We start from the raw sequence: 20,112 nt of genomic DNA on the forward strand, positions 1-20,112 counted from the left end.
ACTTTGGGGGATTCATGAAGCGCTGGACAAGCGCTGTCGTACTCGCCTGCGCGCTCGCTACCGCCGCAAGTGTGGCCACTCCGGCCGCCGCGGCGCCGACGTTCTCGGAACTTCCTTTACTGCCGGGGTTTTCCGTTGCCGGGGCGGCCGACATCAACAGCTCGGTCGTGGCTGTCGGCGAAGTCTCGGACAACAACGGCGCGCGTGCCGTGCGCTGGGCAGCGGACGGAGCGATCACGGCACTTCCCGGACTACCGGCGGCAAAGCGCACGCACGCCTCGGCGATCAACGAGAACGGGACAGCCATCGGTACGTCCGACGAAAAAGCGGTGCGCTGGGGCGCCGACGGCACCGTGACGGCGCTGGGGTCGGAAGGCGCCATGGCGTCGTACGCGCACGGCATCAATGACCATGACGTCGTGGTCGGTGTGCACTTGAAACCGGGCTGGATCAGCAGTGGGGTGAAGTGGGACGCCGACGGGAAGGTCCAGGTGCTGGAGCCCTACGACACCCGTGCGGACAACACCCCCACGGCGATCAACAACTCCGGTGTCATCGCCGGGCACTCCGGCCGCCAGCCGATCTGGTGGGACGCGAACGGCAAGGTCAGGGCATTGCCGACACCTCAGAGCTACGGCCGGGGTGAGACGAGCGGGATCAACGAACGCGGTGACATCTCCGGAACCATCTACTTCCGCGACGACGAACGCGCGGTCACCTGGATCCGGGACCTGCCCGGTGAGCACGGCCACGAGAAGGTGTACCGGATGGAGTACCTTCCCCTGCCGCCCAACGCGACCCACAGCAGGACGACCCGGATCAGCGACGTGGGTACCGTCGGCTGGGTCCAGTTCGGCTCGGCCACCACTCACGCGGTGACGTGGGACGCGGACGGCCAGGTCACCGAACTCGGTGTCCCGGCAGGCCGGGCCGACAGCGCCGCCAACGGGATCAGCGCGAACGGGTGGATCGTCGGTTCGGCGCGCACAGAGGACCCGGACAAGGAGATCCCGGCCCCGGCCATCCGGTGGGCGCCCACCCGGCCGAAACGTTAATCCACGACTGAGGGCCGTGGCCGCCGTCTTGACCGGTGACCGCGGCCTTCAGCATTCTCCGGCTGGAGAGGGACCACCACAACCGGGGTATTTCATGAAGCGCTGGAGAAGCGCTGCTGCACTCGCCTGCGCGCTCGCCATCACCGCGGGCGGGACGATCGTCGGTCAGTCCGGCCGGGCGGTGCGCTGGGATGCCGACGCCGGCAAGGTGACGATCCTGCCGCGCGAGAACACAGTCGAGTCGCACGCCAACCACATCAACGACATCAACGACCATGGCGTCACAGCAGGCTGGCTGCTTGGGCTGGACGACACCATCACGGCCGTGAAGTGGACGCCCGACGGCAGCATCCAGCAGCTGGAGCCGTTCGACCCCGCCGTCGGACGCCGTCGCCCTCGGCATCAACAACTCCGGTGTCGCGATCGGGCGCTCCGGGCTCACGCCGATCTGGTGGGACGCGGCCGGGAAGGTCAAGGCGTTGCCCGTGCCGCAGGGGACCTTCCGGGCGCAGGCGAACGGGATCGACGAGCGCGGCGACATCATCGGCGAGGCCGTCTACGACGGCACCTTCCGCGCGGTCACGTGGATCCGTGATGCTCCCGGGGAACACGGCCACGAGAAGGTGTACCGCATGGTCCCCCTTCCCCTGCCGCCCAACGCGACAAGCAGCGTGGGCCACGGGATCGCCGGCACAGGCGCTGTCGGCGAGGTCCACATCGACGACTCGCCCGCCCCGCGCGCGGTGAAGTGGACGACCGACGGCCAGGTCGTCGATCCCGGCGTCCCGGCAGGCCGGGCCTCCAGCTCGGCCACCAGGATCAGCTCGAACGGGTGGATCGCCGGCCGCGCCAACGGCGATGACCCGGACAAGGAGATCCCCACCCCGGCCAGCCGGTGGTCGCTTAGCTGAACACGCGCTAGCCGACCGGGAACCCGGCGCCGAGGACGCGCAGCATCGCCGTGGCTTTCACGACGGTCTCGTCGAACTCGGCGCCGGGCTCCGACGGGTCGATGATCGCCCCGCCGACCCCGAACCGCGCTTCGCCCGGCCGCACGACCAGAGTCCGGATCACGATGGACAGGTCGACGTGGCCGGACAACGAGAAGTAGCCGAGAGCACCGGAGTACACCCCGCGGGGGCCTCGCTCCAGTTCGTCGATGATCTCCATCGTGCGGATCTTCGGTGCGCCGGTCATCGAGCCGCCGGGGAACGCCGACTGGACACAGTGGACAGGTGAGACGTCCGGGCCGAGCGTGGCGCGGATCGTGCTGACGAGCTGGTGCACGGTCGCGTAGGTCTCGACTTCGAAGATCGCGGGCACGCGCACCGACCCGACGACCGCGCACCGGCCGAGGTCGTTGCGGACCAGGTCGACGATCATCAGGTTCTCGGCGCGGTCCTTCTCGTTTCTCGCCAGATCCCCGCGCAGGACCAGGTCCTGTTCCGGCGTCGCGCCGCGTGGCCTTGTTCCCTTGATGGGACGGGATTCCACGGTGCCGTCCGGTTCGATCCGCAGGAACCGCTCGGGTGACGAGCTCAGCACCGCCATGTCGCCGAGCCTGAGGTAGGCGCCGTACGGCGCGGGGCTTTCCCGGCGGAGCAGCCGGTACGCGTGCCACGGATCGATGTCCGTGCGCGCCGAGATCATGTTGGTCAGGCAGACCTCGTAGCTCTCGCCCCGGCGGATCGCGTCCTGGCAGCGTTCGATCAACGCCATGTACGCGTCACGGCTGTGCCTGGCCCGGACTTCGGCCGACTGCGCGGGCCGGACCGGGTCAGGCTCGGGTAACGCGGCCAGCAGCGCGGCGGTCTCGGTGATCCAGTGCCGGTCGGCCGACACCAGGTAGGTCTCGCCTGCCGCGTGGTCGAACACGATCGTGCGGTCCACGTACATCATGACCGCGTCCGGGTCCGCGGATTCGTACGCCCGCGCGCCGCCGCACTCGGCTTTCAACTCGTAGCCCAGATAGCCGACCCAGCCCACGGTGAACCCGAACGGCACGTCCGGTACGTCGACCCGCTCGCGCACCGCGTCGGCGAGCCAGGCGAAGAAGCCCGGCGGCAGCACCTCGCCGCGGTCCAGCTCGATCCGGTCCGGCCACGCGCGCACGACCCTGCTGGCCGCTCCCATGAACGAGAACCCGGTACCGGTGGCGCTGTCGAGCCAGAAGGCGTGCGGGGCATCCCGGTACAGCGCGTCGAAGACCGCCTCGGCCGGTAGCGCGGACCCGAGCCGGGTGACCTCGATCTCGGTTACCGCGATGTTCACCTGGTCATTGTTCAACAACCTCGGGGACAAGCAGCTGTGATGCCGCCAACTCCCGGTAGAGCGGCGACGCGCCGAGCAACTGCTCGTGTGTTCCGGTGGCGGCGACACGGCCACGTTCGAGCACGACGATCCGGTCCGCCGACACCACGGTCGACAGGCGGTGCGCGATGAGCAACACGGTGCAGCGCTCCGCGGCCTGGTCGACCGCTTCGCGCAACGCGACCTCATTGCGTGCGTCGAGTTGTGAGGTCGCCTCGTCCATCAGCAGCACCTGGGGGCGACGCAACAACGCGCGGGCGATCGCGAGGCGCTGTCGTTCGCCGCCGGAGAGCGCCACGCCTCGTGTCCCGACCATCGTGTTCAGGCCGTCGGGCAACCGTTCGACGAGGTCGGACAGCCGGGTCGCGCGCAGCACGTCCTCCAGCTCCTCGTCAGTCGCGTCCGGCGCCGCGTACCGCAGATTGCTCTCCAGGGTGCCCGACAACGCGGGCGCGTCCTGTTCGACGTAACCGATCCTGCGACGGACCTCAGCGCGCGTCAGCTTCGCGATGTCCGTGCCGTCCACCGTGATCATGCCGCTCTCCGGCTCGTAGAACCGCTGGAGCAACGCGAACAGCGTGGTCTTCCCCGCGCCCGACGGGCCGACGATCGCGGTACGGCCGCCTGCGGGCGCCTCGAACGACACGCTGTCCAGCGCCGCCGACCTGCCCGCGTACTGGAACTTCACGTTGTGCACCGCGATCCCGGGCGCGGCGCGTTCGACCGCCGTCACCGGTGCGTCGACATCCGCCTCGATGGCCATGTCCTCGACTTCCCTGATCCGCTTCACCGCACCGAGGCCCTGTTGCAGCGTGGTGACGCCCTGGACCAGTTCGGCCAGCGGCTCGGTCATGTAGAAGACCGTCAGCAGGAACGCGATCAGCGTCGAGAGCTGCAGCGACCCGGTCGCCGCCCACGCCCCGCCCGCGCCGAGCACGAGCAGGAACGGCGCGGAGAACGCCAGGTTCATGATGCCGCCGACCAACGCGTTGTACTTCGCACCCGTGAACCCGGCGTGCATCGCCTTGCGCGCGGAGTCGGTGACCGCCGCTTCCTCTCGCGCCTCCGCGCCACTTGCCTTGACGGTGCGCGCCGCGCCCAGCGCGCGGTCCAGGCCCGCGCCGACCTCGCCGACCGCCTCCTGTGCCTTGGTGATCACCCGGCGGATCTTGGGCAGCAGCACACCGATGGTCAGCGCGACCAGCGCCAGCGACCCGAGCGTCAGCCCGGTCAGCCGGGCGTCCAGCGTGAACATCACGACCATCGAGCCGATCCCGCCCGCGGCGCCCTTGACGATGCTGATCAGCGCCTGTGTGGTGGCGCTCTGCAGCAGCGTGCTGTCGGACGTCACGCGTGAGGTCAGGTCACCGGGCGCGGCGCCGTCCAGCTCCGGGACACGCAGCCGCAGCAACCGGCCGATCAGCTGCCTGCGGACCGAGAACACCACCTTCTCGGCGGTCCGGTCCAGCAAGAACGTGTACGCGCCCGCGAGCAGCGACGCGACGACGACGAGAACGGCCAGTGTCCCCACCGGGCCGCTGAGCGAGGACCCGTCAGCGAGCGCGTCCACCACCGACTTGGTGGCCAACGGCTGCGCCAGGTTCGCCGCGGCCGAGGCGAGCGCGATCACCAGGCCTACGGTCAGCGCGATCCAATGGTCCTTGGCATACCCCAGTAACGTCCGCACACCTCGAATGGTCCACGTCCGATATGTGCACCGGCATCCGTTTGCGGGATGACCGCAGCTCCTACTCGGGCATGGTGGCGCCACCTCGCAGCAGAGACGCGTTCATCGCGCTGACGACTGCTGGTAGTACTGCCGCAATCCTCGGCCTTCGTCTGGTCCAACGGTCCGGCGCCGTCGTTGTGCCGTTCGGAGGCCGGCGCCGTACCCCGGTCGCGGGCCAGATGGCGGACAGCCGGAGGGGATCACGCCCGCCCCGCCGCCGAACCAGTCGATCGCCCGGGGCGACGGTCGCCTGCTCGCCGTTCACCAGGGCCATCCCGTCACCGAGAGTCACCGGATCGGCGTGTCCAGGTCCCCCGGTGGACGATCATCTCGGCCACCGCGGCATTGCCTGCTATCGATTGCAGGTGCAGCAATGGGATACCGGTCTGATTCGTCGGGGACACCGCGTGGTCCACACCGGCCGTGATCTGCCCGCCGCGTCGCCGCGGTGCCAGCTCGCGCCCCATGTGGCTCAGCGTGCTCAGCCGGTTGCCGTATCCGCCTGGTCGTTGACGTCGCCCAGCGGGTATCGACAAGCGCCCGAAAGGGTGAGGAGCGGCATACGTCGCACAACGCGCGCTACCGACGTTCGTCCATGAAGAATGTGCGTTTGCACATTCCTTGCCGACCGGGCGTCCGCGTTCGAGGATCGGACTGTCTTAACAGGGTGACGGAGGGCGTACACCCCACTCCCTTTCGTCAGAGAGGCCGAGCCACATGCCACGACAAAGACACCGGCCGGCCGAGGAGCATGGCGGGGCCACAAGCCCGAGTGATGTTCCCCGGCAGCGAAACGGCTCCCCCACCGGGTCAACGGCGACCGGGGACAGCCAGCCATTGCCGAGTTATGAGGACACGCAGGCCAAGCCAAGGGGTTCCACGGTGGTCACGCACACTTTGACAACCGGGCACGCGGGGGAAGTGGCCCACCAGGTCACGCGCGCCCGAAATCCATACGCCAACCTCGACCGCTTCAAACGGATCCACCGCCATCCGACCGCGAGGGGTATCGCTCTCGACGCCCTGGCGGTCGTCGTCGCGGTGCTCGACGTCTGGCTGGTGATCCCCAGCAAGGCGCAGCCGTACTCGATCGTGCTGTCCGGCATCGCCTGCGCCGCCCTGGTCTTACGCAGACGGTTCCCGTTCCTGGCCGTACTGGTCACCATCCCCGGTTTCCTCGCGGGCTGGGCCCAGATCGCGGCGATGATCGCGCTGTTCACCCTGGCGCGGCGAAAGCTGTGGATGTGGCAGACGATGGCCGCCGGAGCGCTGGTGTTCGCGTCCCGGTACGTGCTGTGGCCGTTGCCCGACTTCGCCGACCTGAGCTGGCGCCAGCACATCCTGCGCGGCATCTACGGCGTGCTGATGGCCGGCATGCCGATCGCCCTCGGCCTGCTGATGGCACTGCGCAAGCAGCTGTCGGACCGGCTGGCCGACCTGGCCGAGAGCCGCGAACGAGAACAGCGGCTGCACGAGCAGACCATCCGCTCCGCCGAGCGGGCCAGCCTCGCCCGCGAGATGCACGACGTCGTGTCCCACCAGGTCACGTTGATCGCCATGCAGGCGGGAGCGCTCGCGGTCTCCGCGCACGACGAGGAATCGCGGCAAGGCGCCAACACGATCAGGCAGCTCAGCAAACGCACCCTGGACGAACTGCGTGACCTGGTCGGGGTGCTGCGATCCGGCGCGGTCGACGACGGCGTGCACCCCGGCCTGGAGGAGCTGCCGCAGCTGCTGCGCAACTCCGAGGTCCCGGTCGAACTGGCCGAGCAGAAGGTGCCCGACTTCGTGCCGCCCGCGGTCTCGCGTGCGGCGTACCGGACAGTGCAGGAGTCGCTGACCAACATCCACAAGCACTCGCCCGGCGCCAAAGCCATGATCCGCGTGTTCCCGTGCGGTTCGGCGCTGATCGTCGAAGTGGTCAACGACGAGGCCGACCCCGAGATGGCGCACTCCGGCAGGCTCCCGTCCGGCGGGCACGGCCTGCTCGGGGTGCGGGAACGGGCGGCGCTGCTCGGCGGCACCTTCCACGCCGGGCACACCCCGGACGGCGGGTTCCGCGTCTGCGTCACCTACCCAATGGACACCTCGTGAGTGTTTTGGCCGGTTAGAACCGGCCGAACCGCTCACGACACTCTTGCCAGCCGCGCTGGTTCGCGTGTCGTGAGCGGTTCGGCCGTACGGTTCTAACCGGACAGAACACTCACGAGTCTGTGCTCAGCCCTCGCGCTGTGCGCGGAGCTTGGCCAGCGCCTCGGCGAGGATCGCCTCGCCGTCAGCGTCCGACCTGCGCTCCTTGACGTACGCCAGGTGAGTCTTGTACGGCTCGTTCCGAGGCGCGTTGGGCGGCGCTTGCTGGTCACGACCACCCGGCAGGCCACAGCGCGGGCAGTCCCACGACTCCGGCTCCTCCGCGTCGACCGCGAACGACGGACGGGACTCGTGCCCGTTCGCACACCAGTAGGACACTCGGCGACGCGGAGCGGACTCACCGCGTTCCGATTCGCCCATAGGTCCAGCGCCGACCCGGGTACCCCGGATCGCGTTACCACCAGCCATCGGCCCTCACACCCCCATCGCACACGGCAATCCCGCAATGATTGATCGGCGAACACTCGTACGTCCCCAGCGTGCAGGCGCTCACGCGATCTTGATCAGCAACCCGAGCCCGACGATGCAGATCAGCCAGATGACACCGACCACCAGCGTGGCCCGGTCGAGGTTCTTCTCGACCACGCTCGACCCCGACAGGCTCGACTGCATACCGCCACCGAACAGCGACGACAGACCACCGCCACGGCCGCGGTGCAGCAGCACCAGGAGGATCAAGAGCACGCTCGTGGCGACCAAACCGATTTTAAGAGCCAGTTCCATTTCATCCTCGCTGTCGCACGGCAGGACTCACAGGTTACCTCGTACGTGTCCCGCTTTGACCACGGGCCGTGCAAAGACCCAACACTTGTGTTACGTAAACACGCGAACCCGATGCGGGGTTCCCGATTTTGTCACTTACACGAAGGGTCCGCCCGCGGCCATCGCGGAAAGCTTCGTGAATTCCTCGCCGTCCAGGCTCGCGCCGCCGACCAACGCGCCGTCGACGTCGGGCTGCGCGATCAGGTCGGAGATGTTGCCCGACTTGACCGAGCCGCCGTAGAGCACGCGCACCGAACCCGCGACCTCGGCGCCGTACTTCTCCTCCAGCTGTTTGCGCAGCGCACCGCACACTTCCTGCGCGTCAGCGGGGGTGGCCACCTTGCCGGTGCCGATGGCCCACACCGGCTCGTAGGCGATCACGACCTTGGCGACCTGCTCGGCCTTGAGGCCTTTGAGGTCGGCGACGAGCTGGTCGTTGCAGTGCGCCACGTGCCCGGCCGCCTCGCGCACGTCGAGCTTCTCGCCGACGCACAGGATGGGCGTGATGCCGTGCTTGATGGCCTGCTTGACCTTCTTGTTGATCAGCTCGTCGCTTTCCTCGTGGTACTCGCGGCGCTCGGAGTGCCCGACCACGACGTACTGGCAGCCGAGCTTGGCCAGCATCGGGCCGGAGATGTCACCGGTGTACGCGCCCGAGTCGTGCGGGGCCACGTCCTGGGCCCCGTGCTTGATCTGGAGCTTGTCGCCCTCGATCACGTTCTGCACGGCGCGGATCGCGGTGAACGGCGGCAGGACCGCGACCTCGACCTTGGCGTAGTACTTCTCCGGCAGCGAGAAAGCGATCTTCTGCACCAGTGCGATGGCCTCGAGGTGGTTGAGGTTCATCTTCCAGTTGCCTGCGATCAGCGGCGTGCGGGCCATGCTTGTCAGTCCTCCAGAACCTGGACGCCGGGCAGTTCTTTGCCCTCGAGGAATTCCAGCGACGCCCCGCCGCCGGTCGAGATGTGCGAGAAACCGTCCTCGGGCAGGCCGAGCTGCCGCACGGCCGCGGCCGAGTCGCCGCCGCCGACGACGCTGAACGACTTGCCGTCCACCAGCGCCTGCGCCACCGCGCGGGTGCCGCCGGAGAACGCCTCGAACTCGAACACGCCCATCGGGCCGTTCCAGAACACGGTGGCCGCGTCGGCCAGCTTCGAGGCGAACAGCTCACGCGACTCGGGGCCGATGTCCAGGCCCTGCCGGTCGGCCGGGATCGCGTCCGCCGCGACGACCTCGTGCGGCGCGTCCGGCGCGAACTCCGTCGCGGCCAGCACGTCCACCGGCAGCACGAGGTCGACACCGCGCTTGGCGGCCTCGTCGAGGAAGCCCTTGACCTGGTCGAGCTGGTCGGCCTGGAGCAGCGACTGACCGACCTCGTGCCCCTGGGCCTTGAGGAACGTGTACGCCATGCCGCCACCGATCAGCAGCCGGTCGACCTTCGTCAGCAGGTTGGCGATGACGCCGAGCTTGTCGGACACCTTCGCACCGCCGAGCACGACGACATACGGGCGATCGGTGTCGTCCGTGAGCTTGCGCAGCACCTCGACCTCGGCGAGCACCAGGCCACCCGCGTAGCGCGGGAGACGCTTGGCCACGTCGTACACCGACGCCTGCTTGCGGTGCACGACACCGAAGCCGTCGGAGACGAACGCGTCCGCGAAGGCCGCGAGCTCGTCGGCCAGCGCGCCGCGCGCGGCCTCGTCCTTGCTCGTCTCGCGCGCGTCGAAGCGGATGTTCTCCAGCAGCGCGACCTCGCCGTCGGCCAGCGACTCGACAGTGGCCTTGGCGGACTCGCCGGTGACGTCGGCGGCGAGCTTGACCTCGCTGCCGAGCAGCTCACCGAGGCGCTTGGCGACCGGCTTGAGGGAGAACTTCGGGTCCGGCTCGCCCTTGGGGCGGCCCAGGTGGGCGGCGACGACGACACGGGCGCCCGCGGCCGTGAGCTGCTGGAGTGTGGGCAGTGAGGCACGCACGCGGCCGTCGTCGGTGATCGTCTCGCCGTCCAGAGGGACGTTCAGGTCGGCGCGCACGAGCACGCGCCGACCCGACACACCCTCGGCCAGCAAATCAGCCAGGGTCTTCATGGTGTCGTGTTCAGCCGATCTTCGAGGCGACCAGGGTGACCAGGTCCGCGAGGCGGTTGGAGTAACCCCACTCGTTGTCGTACCAGCCGACAACCTTGACCTGGTTGCCGATGACCTTGGTCAGCGGGGCGTCGAAGATGCAGGACGCCGGGTCGGTGACGATGTCGGCCGACACGATCGGGTCCGTGTTGTAGCGCAGGATGCCCTTCAGCGCGCCGTCGGCGGCGGCCTTGAACGCGGCGTTGACCTCGTCCACCGTGGTGTCGCGGCCGACGTTGACCGTGAGGTCGGTGGCCGAGCCGGTGGGCACGGGCACGCGCAGCGCGTAGCCGTCCAGCTTGCCCTGCAGCTCCGGCAGCACCAGGCCGATGGCCTTGGCGGCACCGGTGGACGTCGGCACGACGTTCAGCGCGGCGGCGCGGGCGCGGCGCAGGTCCTTGTGCGGGGCGTCCTGCAGGTTCTGGTCCTGCGTGTACGCGTGGATGGTGGTCATCAGGCCGCGCTCGACGGTGAACGTGTCGTGCAGGACCTTGGCCAGCGGCGCGAGGCAGTTGGTGGTGCAGGACGCGTTGGAGATGACGGTCTGCGAGCCGTCGTACTTGCCCTCGTTCGCGCCGAGGACGACCGTCAGGTCCTCGCCCTTGGCCGGGGCGGAGATGATGACCTTCTTGGCGCCACCCTCGTCGACGTGCTTGCGCGCGTCGGCGGCGTTGGTGAAGAAGCCGGTGGACTCGACCACGACGTCCACGCCGAGGTCCTTCCACGGCAGCTTGCCGGGGTCGCGCTCGGCCAGCGCCTTGATGGTCTTCCCGTCGACGACGATGCCCTCGTCGGACACGCTCACGTCGTACGGGAGACGGCCGAGGATGCTGTCGTACTTCAGGAGGTGAGCCATGGTGGCGACGTCGCCCAGGTCGTTGAACGCCACGATCTCGATGTCGTGGTCGCTCGCCTCAACGGCTCGCCAGAAGTTCCGGCCGATCCGACCGAAGCCGTTGACACCTACTCGGACCGTCACGGTGTGCTCCTCTGTTCGTGCTGTCAGGGGTGAGTCGGGCGAACCAACACTACTGCCCTGGTCCTGGCGCCATTGCCACAGTGCCGACCAGGTCACTTTATCGAATCAGAACCCGGATGGTTGAACCGGATATATTCCGGCGGCGTGATCTTCGGGTGAGAACCCGGGCTCCAGTCCTTCCCACCACCTTGGAGGCTTGTTTTGCCGGACCCCACTCGCCGCACTGTCGTGTGCGGCCTGCTAGCCGGTCTGGTCGCGCCGGTCTCGCTCGCCGCCTGCTCGTCCGCTGACACCCCGCCACCAGCCGCGCCACCCGCCAACGGCGGCGCCACGAGCGGTGGTTCGAGTGGCGGCGCCACCGCGTTGGCCAAGTTGTCCGACGTACCCGTCGGCAGCGGCAAGATCGTCAACGGCGGACCTGGCAAGGTCCTGCTGGTGCGGTCGAGCGAGACCGAAGTGCGCGGCTTCGACCCCGTCTGCCCGCACGCCGGTGTGGCCGTCAGCCCGCCGAAGGGCGGCACGATCACGTGTCCCGGCCACGGCAGCGTGTTCGACGCGTCGACCGGCGCGATGAAGAAAGGCCCCGCCACGACCGGCCTGACCGCTGTCGCCGTGAAGATCGAGGGCGACTCGATCGTCACCGCGTAGGTCTCCCCTCAGTGAAAACGCCGTGTGCCCAGCGGCACACGGCGTTATTCTCGTGGCCATGGAGTGGTTGCGCATCATGTCGTTCAGGAACGACAGTCAGCACCGGTTTCCCGTCATGATGTCCGGTTGACTGCGTGACCGCGGCATCGACTGGCAGCCGTTCGGCGACCACGAGGTCCGCATCGACTTGATGAGCGTCGTGGGCGGGCAGTGCCGGTGCGCCATCTGGGTCCGCGCGGACGCGCTGCGCAGGCTGGGACTGCATCCCGACCAGCCGACGTCCAAGATCGTCGGACCGAGCCCGTGGTGGCCGGATTCCCGGCGCTAAGGTCCGGGTGTGCCTACATACCAAGCCGCTGACGGTGTTTCGTTGCACTACGACGTCCTGGGGGACGGCGGTCCGGTTGTCACGCTCGCGGGCGGCGCGGCGAGGCATCCGAGTTATCTCGGGGACCTCGCCGGGCTTTCCGGTCTGCTCGTGCCGCACCTGCGTGGCGTCGGCGGGTCACCGCTGGCAGGCCGGGCGTCGTACTGGGAGCAGGCCGCGGACATCGAGTCGCTGCGTGAGCACCTCGGGCTGGAACGCCTGACGATCGCGGCGCACTCCGCGGGCACCAGGTTGACGATCTCGTACGCGGCGCAGTACCCGGAGCGCGTGGAACGCCTGCTGCTGATCACCCCGCCCGCCGCGTATCTCGTCGCCGTGCCCTCGGACGCGCCCGCGCTGATCGACGCCCGCCGCGGCGACCCGGTGCTCGACGCCGCGATCGCCGTGTTCGAATCCGGACCGGACCTGTCCACTGAGGACGCGTACAACGCGTGGGCGCTGGCGATGGCCCCGGTCAGCTACGCGGCGTGGACCGAGAACGAGCAGCGGCACGCGCGAACGGGCCGGTTCGCCCTGGCCGCCGGGGAGGCGTTCTTCAGCGTCGCGCCACCGGACGACCTGGCCGCACGCCTGGACGCGGTGACCGCCCCGGTCATGGTCGTGGCCGGTGCCAAGGACTGCCTCACCGGCTTGGCCCCGGTGGTCGCGTTGGCGGACCTGTTCGGAAACGGCGAGGTCGCGGTGATCGACGACTGCGGCCACTACCCGTGGGTCGAACGGCCCAGCGAATTCCGGGCAGTGGCCGACAAGTTCCTCACCTGACCGAGCCGTGCCCACGCGACAAAGGCCGCAGTGGTCGCGCCAGCTGAGGGCGGTGAGCGCTGGGCGGCGGGGCCGATGTGCTCCCGCACCCACTCGGACGGGCGTACGCCCGCCGGGGCACCAGGATCACGGTGTCCACGCCGATCTTGGCGTACTGGGACATCTGCGTGGTGAACGCGTCCAGCCCGGCGCCGCTGAGCGATTCACCGGCGCCGGCGGTCGTCCTGCCGACCGTGCCGCAGTCACGGCCGACGGCCTCGCAGTGCACACGCAGCACGTCCAGCTTGCGCCTGATCTCGTCGAGGCCGAGCTGGAAGAAGAGGTTGCACTCGTCGGCGTACCGCGCGACCAGCCGCAACGTCTTGCGCTCGCCACCGCCGCCGATCATGATCCGCGGCCGCGGTGAGCTGATCGGCTGGGGGACGCAGAGGGTCTCCGCGAGCTGTGACCAGCGCACCGAGCCGCACCGACGAGGCGTGCGCGGCGAGGAAGCTGAGCGTGGCGTACGCCTCGGGCATGGCCGCTTCCGCGCCCGCCGTCGTGTTCCCATCTGGAAGTAGTGGTCCATCACCGAGATCCAGCCGGCCCGGCCGCTTCCACGGCATCGGCCGTCGCCGCCAGCTCGTCGCGCAGCTCACCGGCGGGCTGGTCGAACCTGGTGATGTGCATGCCGAGCCGCACTTCGCCACCGCCTCTTCTGCCGTGTGCCCCGTCCCGACGACACATCGCCTGGAGCGCGCTCCAGGTCAACTCCACGCGTCCACCACGGACGAACCGAGCCCACCTGTCCACACAGGACAGCACGAGAGGTGGGAGCTGGATCTCCGCCGGGCTAGACCTCTTCCTCCAGCATCTCCGCGGTGACCGCCGACTCGGTCGGCGGCAGGCCGAGGTCCTTCGCGCGCTTGTCGGCCATGGCGAGCAGGCGGCGGATCCGGCCGGCGACGGCGTCCTTGGTCATCGGGGGCTCGGCGAGCTGGCCGAGTTCCTCCAGTGACGCCTGCCGGTTGGCCAGGCGGAGCTTGCCCGCCGCAGTCAGGTGTTCCGGCGCCTCGGGGCCGAGGATCTCCATCGCGCGCTGCACGCGGGCAGCCGCGGCGACGGCGGCGCGGGCGGAGCGGCGGAGGTTCGCGTCGTCGAAGTTCGCCAGGCGGTTGGCCGTCGCGCGGACCTCGCGGCGCATCCGGCGCTCTTCCCAGGCCAGCACGGAGGAGTGCGCGCCGAGCCTGGTCAGCAGCGCGCCGATCGCGTCACCGTCGCGGATGACGACCCGGTCCGCGCCGCGCACCTCACGCGACTTGGCCTGGATGCCGAGCCTGCGGGCGGCGCCGACCAGCGCCAGCGCCGCTTCCGGCCCCGGGCACGTGACCTCGAGCGCGGAGGACCGGCCGGGCTCGGTCAGCGAACCGTGCGCGAGGAAGGCGCCACGCCACGCGGCTTCAGCGTCGCAGACGCCGCCGGACACCACGGCCGCGGGCAGTCCGCGCACGGGACGGCCGCGCGGGTCGAGCAGGCCCGTCTGCCTGGCCAGCCCGTCACCGTCCTTCACGACGCGCACCACGTACCTGGTGCCTTTGCGCAGGCCACCGGACGTGATCACGTGCACGTCGGCGTGGTGGCCGTAGAGCTCGTGGATCTCCTTGCGCAGTCGTCTCGCCGCCGAACCGGTGTCCAGTTCGGCTTCGACAACGACGCGGCCGCCGACGATGTGCAACCCACCCGCGAAACGAAGCAGGGAGGACACTTCCGCACGGCGACAGCATGTCTTGGACACAGCCAGTCTGCTGAGCTCGTCCTTGACTGCCGCGGTCATCGCCACGTGTCCTCCTCTCCCCCGCCGGGCTCGCGCCCCGCGTATCCCACCATCTCCTGGCCGCCCACGCTCGTCGTTCCGGCTAACGCGTGCCTCAAACTCCGCGCGAGCGCGCCCGGATCGTGACGATCCGGCGCCCCCGGTGTCGCCACCGGTGCCAGGTGCGCCCGCGCGCCGAGCGCGGCAGCGGCAGTCCGCAGCCGGTCCGGCGTCGGCACCGCGTTCGCGTCGGCGACGACCGCGTCCACACGGAGCTCTGGAGCGTGCTCGCAGAGTACGTCCAGATGTTGCTCAGGTGAGAACCCTGCCGTCTCACCCGGTTGCGGTACAAGGTTGAGAACGACCACACGTGTCGCTTTCGTCTCGACAAGCGCACGGTGCAGCTCCGGTACCAGCAGGTGCGGCAGCACGCTGGTGAACCACGACCCCGGGCCGAGCACCACCAGGTCCGCCGAACGGACCGCGGCCAGTGCCTCCGGACATGCGGTCGGCACATCCCCGGTGCTGGTCTGCACGCCGATGCGCCTGACCCGGCCGGGTGTCGTGGCCACGGCCACCTGGCCGCGGATGCGGCGGACCGCCGCCGGGTCCTCGTCGAGGCCTTCCACGTCGGCCTCGATGTCCAGCGGCTCGCACGACATCGGCAGCACCCGGCCGGTGATGCCGAGCATCCGCGCGGCTTCGTCGAGCGCGGCGACCGGGTCGCCGAGCACCTCGATCAGGCCGGACAGCACCAGGTTGCCGATCGCGTGCCCGGCCAGCGCGCCCGTGCCGCCGAAGCGGTGCTGGAACACCGAGTTCCACAGCTTGGCGTTGTCGTCGGCGCCCGCGAGGGCGACCAACGCCTTGCGCAGGTCGCCGGGTGGGAGCATGCCCAGTTCCCGGCGCAACCGGCCCGAGGAGCCGCCGTCGTCCGCGACGGTGACCACGGCTGTCACGTGCGGGGTGATCTCGCGCAGCGCGCCGAGCGTGGCGTGCAGGCCGTGACCACCGCCGAGCGCGACCACCCGCGGGCTGTCCAGCGCCGGCCCCGTGGACCCACTTCTCACTCGCGCCCCAAATCCCGGTGCACGACCTTCACCGCTACACCGTCCTCTTTGGACAACCTCGTCGCCAGCTCTTCGGACATCGCCACACTGCGGTGCTTGCCGCCGGTGCAGCCGATGGCCAGGGTGAGGTACCGCTTGCCCTCACGGCGGTATCCGGCGCCGATCAGCCGGAGCAGCTCGTGGTAGCGCTCGAGGAAGTCCTCGGCGCCCTCCTGGGTCAGCACGTAGTTGCGGACCTCGTTGTCCAGCCCGGTCTGCTCGCGCAGCTCGGGGATCCAGAACGGGTTCGGCAGGAACCGGACGTCCATCACCAGGTCGGAGTCCATCGGCAGGCCGTACTTGTAGCCGAACGACAACACCGTCACGCGGGTCTGCATCTCCTCCGCGCCGCCGAACGCGTCCTCGATCTTGGCGCGCAGCTGGTGCACCGACAGCGAGGTGGTGTCCAGGATCAGGTCGGCTTCCTCGCGCAACGGCGTCAGCAGGTGCCGCTCGGCCTTGATGCCGTCGATCAGCCTGCCGTCGCCCTGCATCGGGTGGCCGCGGCGGACGTGCTCGAACCGCCGGATCAGCAGCTCGTCGGTCGCTTCGAGGAACAGCACGCGCGGCTTGTACCCGCGGTTGTCCAGGTCCTTGATCACCGACGACAGGTCCTCGGTGAACGCGCGGCTGCGCACGTCCATCACGACCGCGACCTTGGTAATCGCGCCACGCGCCTGCACGCCGAGCTCGACCATGGTCGCGATCAGCTCCGGCGGCAGGTTGTCGACGACGAACCAGCCGAGGTCCTCCAGGCACTTGGCCGCCGTGCTGCGGCCCGCGCCGGACAGGCCGGTCACCACCGCCACTTCGATCCCGGATTCAGACATCGTTCCCCTCTTTGTCCCTGTCACGCACGAGTGCCGCCGCGACGGCCTGCGCGGTGTGCCTGCCCACGCCGGGCACCTCGCTGATCTCGTCGATACTCGCCGCGCGCAGCCGTTTCAGCGAGCCGAAGTGCTTGATCAACGCGGTTTTCCTGACCTCGCCGAGGCCGGGCACCTCGTCGAGCGCCGACGTGGTCATCCGCTTGGCCCGCTTCTCGCGGTGGTACCTGATCGCGAAGTCGTGCGCCGCGTCCCGCACCCGCTGCAGCAGGAACATCGCCTCGCTGTTGCGCGGCAGGATGTACGGGTCGCTCTCGGCGGGCAGCCACACCTCTTCGAGCCGCTTGGCGATGCCGATCACCGCGACGTCCTGGATGCCCATCCCGGTGAGCACGTCGGCGGCGGCGTTGGCCTGCGGCCCGGCACCGTCGACCACGAGCAGGTTCGGCGGGTACGCGAACTTCTTGGGCCTGCCCGTCACGGGGTCGATGCCCGGCGTGGACCCGTCCGGCGCGGTCTCGCTGAGCATCCTGGCGAACCGGCGGCGGACGACCTCGGCGATGGACGCCACGTCGCCCTCGGCCTCGCGGATGGCGAACCGGCGGTTCTCGGACTTGCGCGGCAGGCCGTCCTCGAACACCACCAGCGAGGCGACCACGTCCATGCCCTGGGTGTGGCTGATGTCGATGCACTCGATCCGCAGCGGCGCCGTGTCCAGGCCGAGCTGGTCCTGCAGGTCCTGCAACGCCGCCGACCGGGCCGTCAGGTCACCGGCGCGCTTGAGCTTGTGCTGGACGAAGGCCTCTTTGGCGTTGCGCTCCACGGTCTCCATCAGCGCGCGCTTGTCGCCGCGCTGCGGAACCCGCAGTTGCACACGGGAACCGCGCAGCGCGCTGAGCCACTCGGCGATCGCGGGCGCGTCGTCGGGCAGTTCGGGCACGAGGACCTCGCGCGGCACCGCCGTCTCCACCGACTCGGCCGAGGCGTCCACCGGTTCGTCCGAGCTGGCCTGGTCGCCGTAGAACTGGCTGAGGAACTGGTCGACGAGACCGGCCGTGCCGGTCGACTCCGGTTTCTCGATCACCCAGCCGCGCTGGCCGCGCACCCGCCCGCCGCGTACGTGGAAGACCTGCACGGCCGCTTCGAGGTCGTCCTGCGCGAAGGCCACGACGTCCGCGTCCGCGCCGTCACCGAGCACGACGGCCTGCTTCTCCATCGCCCGCTTGAGCGCGCCGAGGTCGTCACGCAGCCGCGCGGCCCGCTCGAACTCCAGCTCCGCGGCCGCCTCCTGCATCTCCTTCTCCAGGCGGCGCATCATCACGTCGGTGCGGCCGGCGAAGAACTCGCAGAAGTCCTCGACGATGCGGCGGTGCTCCGCGGCGGTCACCCGCCCGACGCACGGCGCCGAGCACTTGCCGATGTCGCCGAGCAGGCAGGGCCTGCCGATCCGCGACTGCCTGCGGAACACGTCCGGCTTGCACGTGCGCGCCGGGAACACCCTGAGCAGGACGTCGAGCGTCTCCCGCAGCGCCCAGGCGTGCGCGTACGGACCGAAGTAGCGCACGCCCTTGCGGCGGGCGCCGCGGTAGACCTGCAGCCTCGGGAACTCCTCGTTGAGGGTGACCGCCAGCACCGGGTAGGACTTGTCGTCGCGGTAGCGGACGTTGAACCGCGGGTCGAACTCCTTGATCCAGTTGTATTCCAGCTGGAGCGCCTCGACCTCGGTGGCCACCACCGTCCACTCGACCGACGCCGCCGTGGTGACCATCTGGGCCGTGCGCGGGTGCAGGCCGGACACGTCCGCGAAGTAGGAGTTGAGCCTGCCGCGCAGGCTTTTGGCCTTGCCGACGTAGATCACGCGACCGCCGGAGTCGCGGAATTTGTACACGCCAGGAGCGTCCGGGATGGTTCCGGGCGCGGGACGGTAACTCACACGACGATCGGTCGACGGATCGGCCACCACACAAGCCTAGGCGCTCGGTCTGACACTCTGTCGAGTGACCACCGGTGCGGCTTGCCCGTGCCAGGACGAGCGGGGAAAACGCGGGCACGGAACGCACCGGTCGACACCGCCGGGCGCGACATTACCCTCCACTGTTCCCGGGGTGAGCGCCGCCATATCCCTCCGCCGCGCAGTGCGCACGGGCTGTGCGCGTCACCCGATCAGACATCGGATGGGTCACCCGAAATGATCACTACTCCGATCGGGTAACCCGGCCGGTCGCCACCGACGCGCGGCACACCGCCGACTACGGTGAGCACCTGGCGCTGGAGCCTTGCGGGAGGGCGCGATGATCGAGCCGGGCAGGCGATGGATGGGCGTCGCACGCAGCACGGACACCGCCAGCCGGGCCGCAGCGGGCCAGGCGGCGCTTGCCGCGGTCACCGGCGCGGACCCGAAGGTCCTGATCGTCTGGTTCGCGATCAGCCACGACCCCGCCGAGGTGCTCGCCGGCGTCCGCGACGCCGTACCGGATGTCCCGCTCATCGGGTGTTCCACGCACGGCGAGATCGCACCGGGCGGCCCGACCGACGGCAGCGTGGTGGTGACCGCCATCGGCGGACCGGGGATCGAGGTGACCACGTCGGTCGCCGAATCGGTGTCCGGGCGGCAACGGGAAGCGGGCGCCGAGGCCGCGCAGTGCGCGGTGCGCGCCCGCGCGGACCTGCCGCACCACGTGCTGATGGTGCTGACCGACGGCCGCATCCGCGACCAGGAGGCCGTTCTGCGCGGCATCTACGGCATCGTCGGCGCAGGCGTGCCGCTGATCGGCGGCGCCGCGGGCGACGGCTGGCGGATGGCGCACACCATCGTCATCGGGGACGACAAGGTGCTGACCGACTCGGTGGTCGCGGTGACGATCGCCTCGGAGGCGCCGCTCGCGGTCGCGGTCGGCCACGGCTGGCGCAAGACCGGCGACCCGATGATCGTCACCGGCGCACGGGACGGCCGCGTGTACACATTGGACGATCGGCCGGCGCTGGACGTCTACCTCGACCGGCTCGGCGCGCCGCCGGAGGCGTACGTCGACCGCCAGGCGTTCCTGGAGTTCGCGGTGTCCCGGCCGCTCGGCGTGCAACGGCGCAGCGGCGTGGAGGCACGCAACCTCTCCACCGAGATCGACATGGACGGCCGGTCGATCGGCAGCGGCACCGCGATCGACCACGGCGGGCTGACGTGGGCGATGACAGGCGATCGGGACACCGTGCTCGCGGCGACCGACACCGTGTGCGAGACGGTGGTGACCGGTCTCGGCGACCGCGAACCAGTAGGCTTGCTCGCGTTCAGCTGCGCGGCGTTGCGCGCCGTCCTCGGTGACGAAGGCATGAAATGGGAGAACGAGCGGATCGCCAAGTGGGCGCGGGCCGCGCCGTTCGCGGGCTTCTACACGTACGGGGAGATCGCACGCGTCCGCGGCATCGACGGCTTCCACAACCAGGCGCTCGCGGTGCTGGCGATCAGCTGAGGCCGAACTC

Annotated in this window: 20 protein-coding genes; 7 read left to right on the plus strand and 13 right to left on the minus strand. The window is 69.7% G+C overall.

From position 1 onward, the window contains the following. Window positions 1-71: 71 nt before the first annotated feature. Together AOZ06_RS36395 and AOZ06_RS36405 are read left to right on the plus strand one after the other, a co-directional pair. A complete protein-coding gene (locus AOZ06_RS36395; RefSeq protein ID WP_054293526.1) occupies window positions 72-1,055 on the plus strand; it encodes a hypothetical protein in 984 nt (327 codons plus the stop codon). Window positions 1,056-1,540: 485 nt separating this feature from the next. After that, window positions 1,541-1,966 carry a hypothetical protein gene (locus tag AOZ06_RS36405; RefSeq protein ID WP_054293528.1) on the plus strand — a complete coding sequence of 142 codons (426 nt, stop codon included), beginning with the start codon at window positions 1,541-1,543 and terminating at the stop codon, window positions 1,964-1,966. A gap of 7 nt (window positions 1,967-1,973) precedes the next feature. On the opposite strand, the gene pabB is transcribed toward AOZ06_RS36405, so the two are convergent. Continuing rightward, window positions 1,974-3,326 (minus strand): aminodeoxychorismate synthase component I, encoded by a 1,353-nt coding sequence (gene pabB, locus AOZ06_RS36410; RefSeq protein ID WP_054293529.1) that lies wholly within the window; start codon window positions 3,324-3,326, stop codon window positions 1,974-1,976. Window positions 3,327-3,330: 4 nt separating this feature from the next. Then, window positions 3,331-5,052, minus strand: a complete 1,722-nt coding sequence (locus AOZ06_RS36415) for an ABC transporter ATP-binding protein (protein ID WP_236951856.1) — start codon at window positions 5,050-5,052, stop codon at window positions 3,331-3,333. Between the two features lie 924 nt (window positions 5,053-5,976). Here AOZ06_RS36415 and AOZ06_RS36420 point away from each other — a divergent pair. Beyond that, the gene (locus tag AOZ06_RS36420) at window positions 5,977-7,188 is read left to right on the plus strand and encodes a sensor histidine kinase (RefSeq protein ID WP_236951857.1); all 1,212 of its coding nucleotides are present in this window, start codon (window positions 5,977-5,979) and stop codon (window positions 7,186-7,188) included. A gap of 123 nt (window positions 7,189-7,311) precedes the next feature. Here the strand turns inward: AOZ06_RS36420 and AOZ06_RS36425 are convergent, their stop codons facing one another. The 5 genes from AOZ06_RS36425 to gap form a co-directional block, all read right to left on the minus strand. Continuing rightward, on the minus strand, window positions 7,312-7,653 hold the full coding sequence (locus AOZ06_RS36425; protein ID WP_033385843.1) for an RNA polymerase-binding protein RbpA: 342 nt from the start codon (window positions 7,651-7,653) through the stop codon (window positions 7,312-7,314). An 81-nt stretch (window positions 7,654-7,734) separates the two neighbouring features. Continuing rightward, window positions 7,735-7,968: a preprotein translocase subunit SecG gene (secG, locus tag AOZ06_RS36430; RefSeq protein WP_042196955.1), complete on the minus strand. Its 234-nt coding sequence runs from the start codon at window positions 7,966-7,968 to the stop codon at window positions 7,735-7,737. Between the two features lie 135 nt (window positions 7,969-8,103). Further along, a complete protein-coding gene (tpiA, locus tag AOZ06_RS36435; protein WP_054293530.1) occupies window positions 8,104-8,889 on the minus strand; it encodes a triose-phosphate isomerase in 786 nt (261 codons plus the stop codon). 5 nt (window positions 8,890-8,894) lie between these two features. Next, window positions 8,895-10,091 carry a phosphoglycerate kinase gene (locus AOZ06_RS36440; protein WP_054293531.1) on the minus strand — a complete coding sequence of 399 codons (1,197 nt, stop codon included), beginning with the start codon at window positions 10,089-10,091 and terminating at the stop codon, window positions 8,895-8,897. 10 nt (window positions 10,092-10,101) lie between these two features. Continuing rightward, window positions 10,102-11,109 (minus strand): type I glyceraldehyde-3-phosphate dehydrogenase, encoded by a 1,008-nt coding sequence (gene gap, locus AOZ06_RS36445; RefSeq protein WP_054293532.1) that lies wholly within the window; start codon window positions 11,107-11,109, stop codon window positions 10,102-10,104. 201 nt (window positions 11,110-11,310) lie between these two features. Here gap and AOZ06_RS36450 point away from each other — a divergent pair, with 201 nt between their 5' ends. The 3 genes from AOZ06_RS36450 (at window position 11,311) to AOZ06_RS36455 (ending at window position 12,907) form a co-directional block, all read left to right on the plus strand. After that, on the plus strand, window positions 11,311-11,757 hold the full coding sequence (locus tag AOZ06_RS36450; RefSeq protein ID WP_063810174.1) for a Rieske (2Fe-2S) protein: 447 nt from the start codon (window positions 11,311-11,313) through the stop codon (window positions 11,755-11,757). Window positions 11,758-11,947: 190 nt separating this feature from the next. Next, a complete protein-coding gene (locus AOZ06_RS58075; RefSeq protein ID WP_169799027.1) occupies window positions 11,948-12,085 on the plus strand; it encodes a hypothetical protein in 138 nt (45 codons plus the stop codon). A gap of 9 nt (window positions 12,086-12,094) precedes the next feature. Continuing rightward, a complete protein-coding gene (locus tag AOZ06_RS36455; RefSeq protein WP_054293533.1) occupies window positions 12,095-12,907 on the plus strand; it encodes an alpha/beta fold hydrolase in 813 nt (270 codons plus the stop codon). Here the strand turns inward: AOZ06_RS36455 and AOZ06_RS59235 are convergent. The 6 genes from AOZ06_RS59235 to uvrC form a co-directional block, all read right to left on the minus strand. Beyond that, on the minus strand, window positions 12,900-13,364 hold the full coding sequence (locus AOZ06_RS59235; protein ID WP_054293534.1) for an LLM class oxidoreductase: 465 nt from the start codon (window positions 13,362-13,364) through the stop codon (window positions 12,900-12,902). The genes AOZ06_RS36455 and AOZ06_RS59235 overlap by 8 nt on opposite strands. Before the next feature lie 110 nt (window positions 13,365-13,474). Then, a complete protein-coding gene (locus tag AOZ06_RS59240; RefSeq protein WP_218921841.1) occupies window positions 13,475-13,663 on the minus strand; it encodes a hypothetical protein in 189 nt (62 codons plus the stop codon). 76 nt (window positions 13,664-13,739) lie between these two features. Next, window positions 13,740-14,726, minus strand: a complete 987-nt coding sequence (gene whiA, locus AOZ06_RS36465) for a DNA-binding protein WhiA (RefSeq protein WP_033385886.1) — start codon at window positions 14,724-14,726, stop codon at window positions 13,740-13,742. Then, entirely contained in the window at window positions 14,717-15,769 is a 1,053-nt protein-coding gene (locus AOZ06_RS36470; protein ID WP_269465376.1) for a gluconeogenesis factor YvcK family protein, read from the minus strand. The genes whiA and AOZ06_RS36470 overlap by 10 nt, the downstream gene beginning before the upstream one ends. Beyond that, window positions 15,766-16,638 (minus strand): RNase adapter RapZ, encoded by an 873-nt coding sequence (gene rapZ, locus AOZ06_RS36475; RefSeq protein WP_054293535.1) that lies wholly within the window; start codon window positions 16,636-16,638, stop codon window positions 15,766-15,768. Before rapZ ends, AOZ06_RS36470 begins: the two co-directional genes overlap by 4 nt. Then, window positions 16,631-18,595, minus strand: a complete 1,965-nt coding sequence (uvrC, locus tag AOZ06_RS36480; RefSeq protein ID WP_054297185.1) for an excinuclease ABC subunit UvrC — start codon at window positions 18,593-18,595, stop codon at window positions 16,631-16,633. The genes rapZ and uvrC overlap by 8 nt, the downstream gene beginning before the upstream one ends. A gap of 331 nt (window positions 18,596-18,926) precedes the next feature. On the opposite strand from uvrC, the gene AOZ06_RS36485 reads away from it, so the two are divergent. Then, entirely contained in the window at window positions 18,927-20,102 is a 1,176-nt protein-coding gene (locus AOZ06_RS36485; RefSeq protein ID WP_054293536.1) for an FIST signal transduction protein, read from the plus strand. Window positions 20,103-20,112 lie beyond the last annotated feature (10 nt).

Source organism: Kibdelosporangium phytohabitans (assembly GCF_001302585.1).
GTDB classification, from domain to species: Bacteria; Actinomycetota; Actinomycetes; order Mycobacteriales; family Pseudonocardiaceae; genus Kibdelosporangium; species Kibdelosporangium phytohabitans.

Bases quoted from the DNA above. Each gene is read 5' to 3' on its own strand.
- AOZ06_RS36425 (WP_033385843.1), bottom strand. From the start codon at position 7,653: ATGGCTGGTGGTAACGCGATCCGGGGTACCCGGGTCGGCGCTGGACCT.
- secG (WP_042196955.1), bottom strand. From the start codon at position 7,968: ATGGAACTGGCTCTTAAAATCGGTTTGGTCGCCACGAGCGTGCTCTTG.
- tpiA (WP_054293530.1), bottom strand. From the start codon at position 8,889: ATGGCCCGCACGCCGCTGATCGCAGGCAACTGGAAGATGAACCTCAAC.
- AOZ06_RS36440 (WP_054293531.1), bottom strand. From the start codon at position 10,091: ATGAAGACCCTGGCTGATTTGCTGGCCGAGGGTGTGTCGGGTCGGCGC.
- AOZ06_RS58075 (WP_169799027.1), top strand. From the start codon at position 11,948: ATGAGCGTCGTGGGCGGGCAGTGCCGGTGCGCCATCTGGGTCCGCGCG.
- rapZ (WP_054293535.1), bottom strand. From the start codon at position 16,638: ATGTCTGAATCCGGGATCGAAGTGGCGGTGGTGACCGGCCTGTCCGGC.
- AOZ06_RS36485 (WP_054293536.1), top strand. From the start codon at position 18,927: ATGATCGAGCCGGGCAGGCGATGGATGGGCGTCGCACGCAGCACGGAC.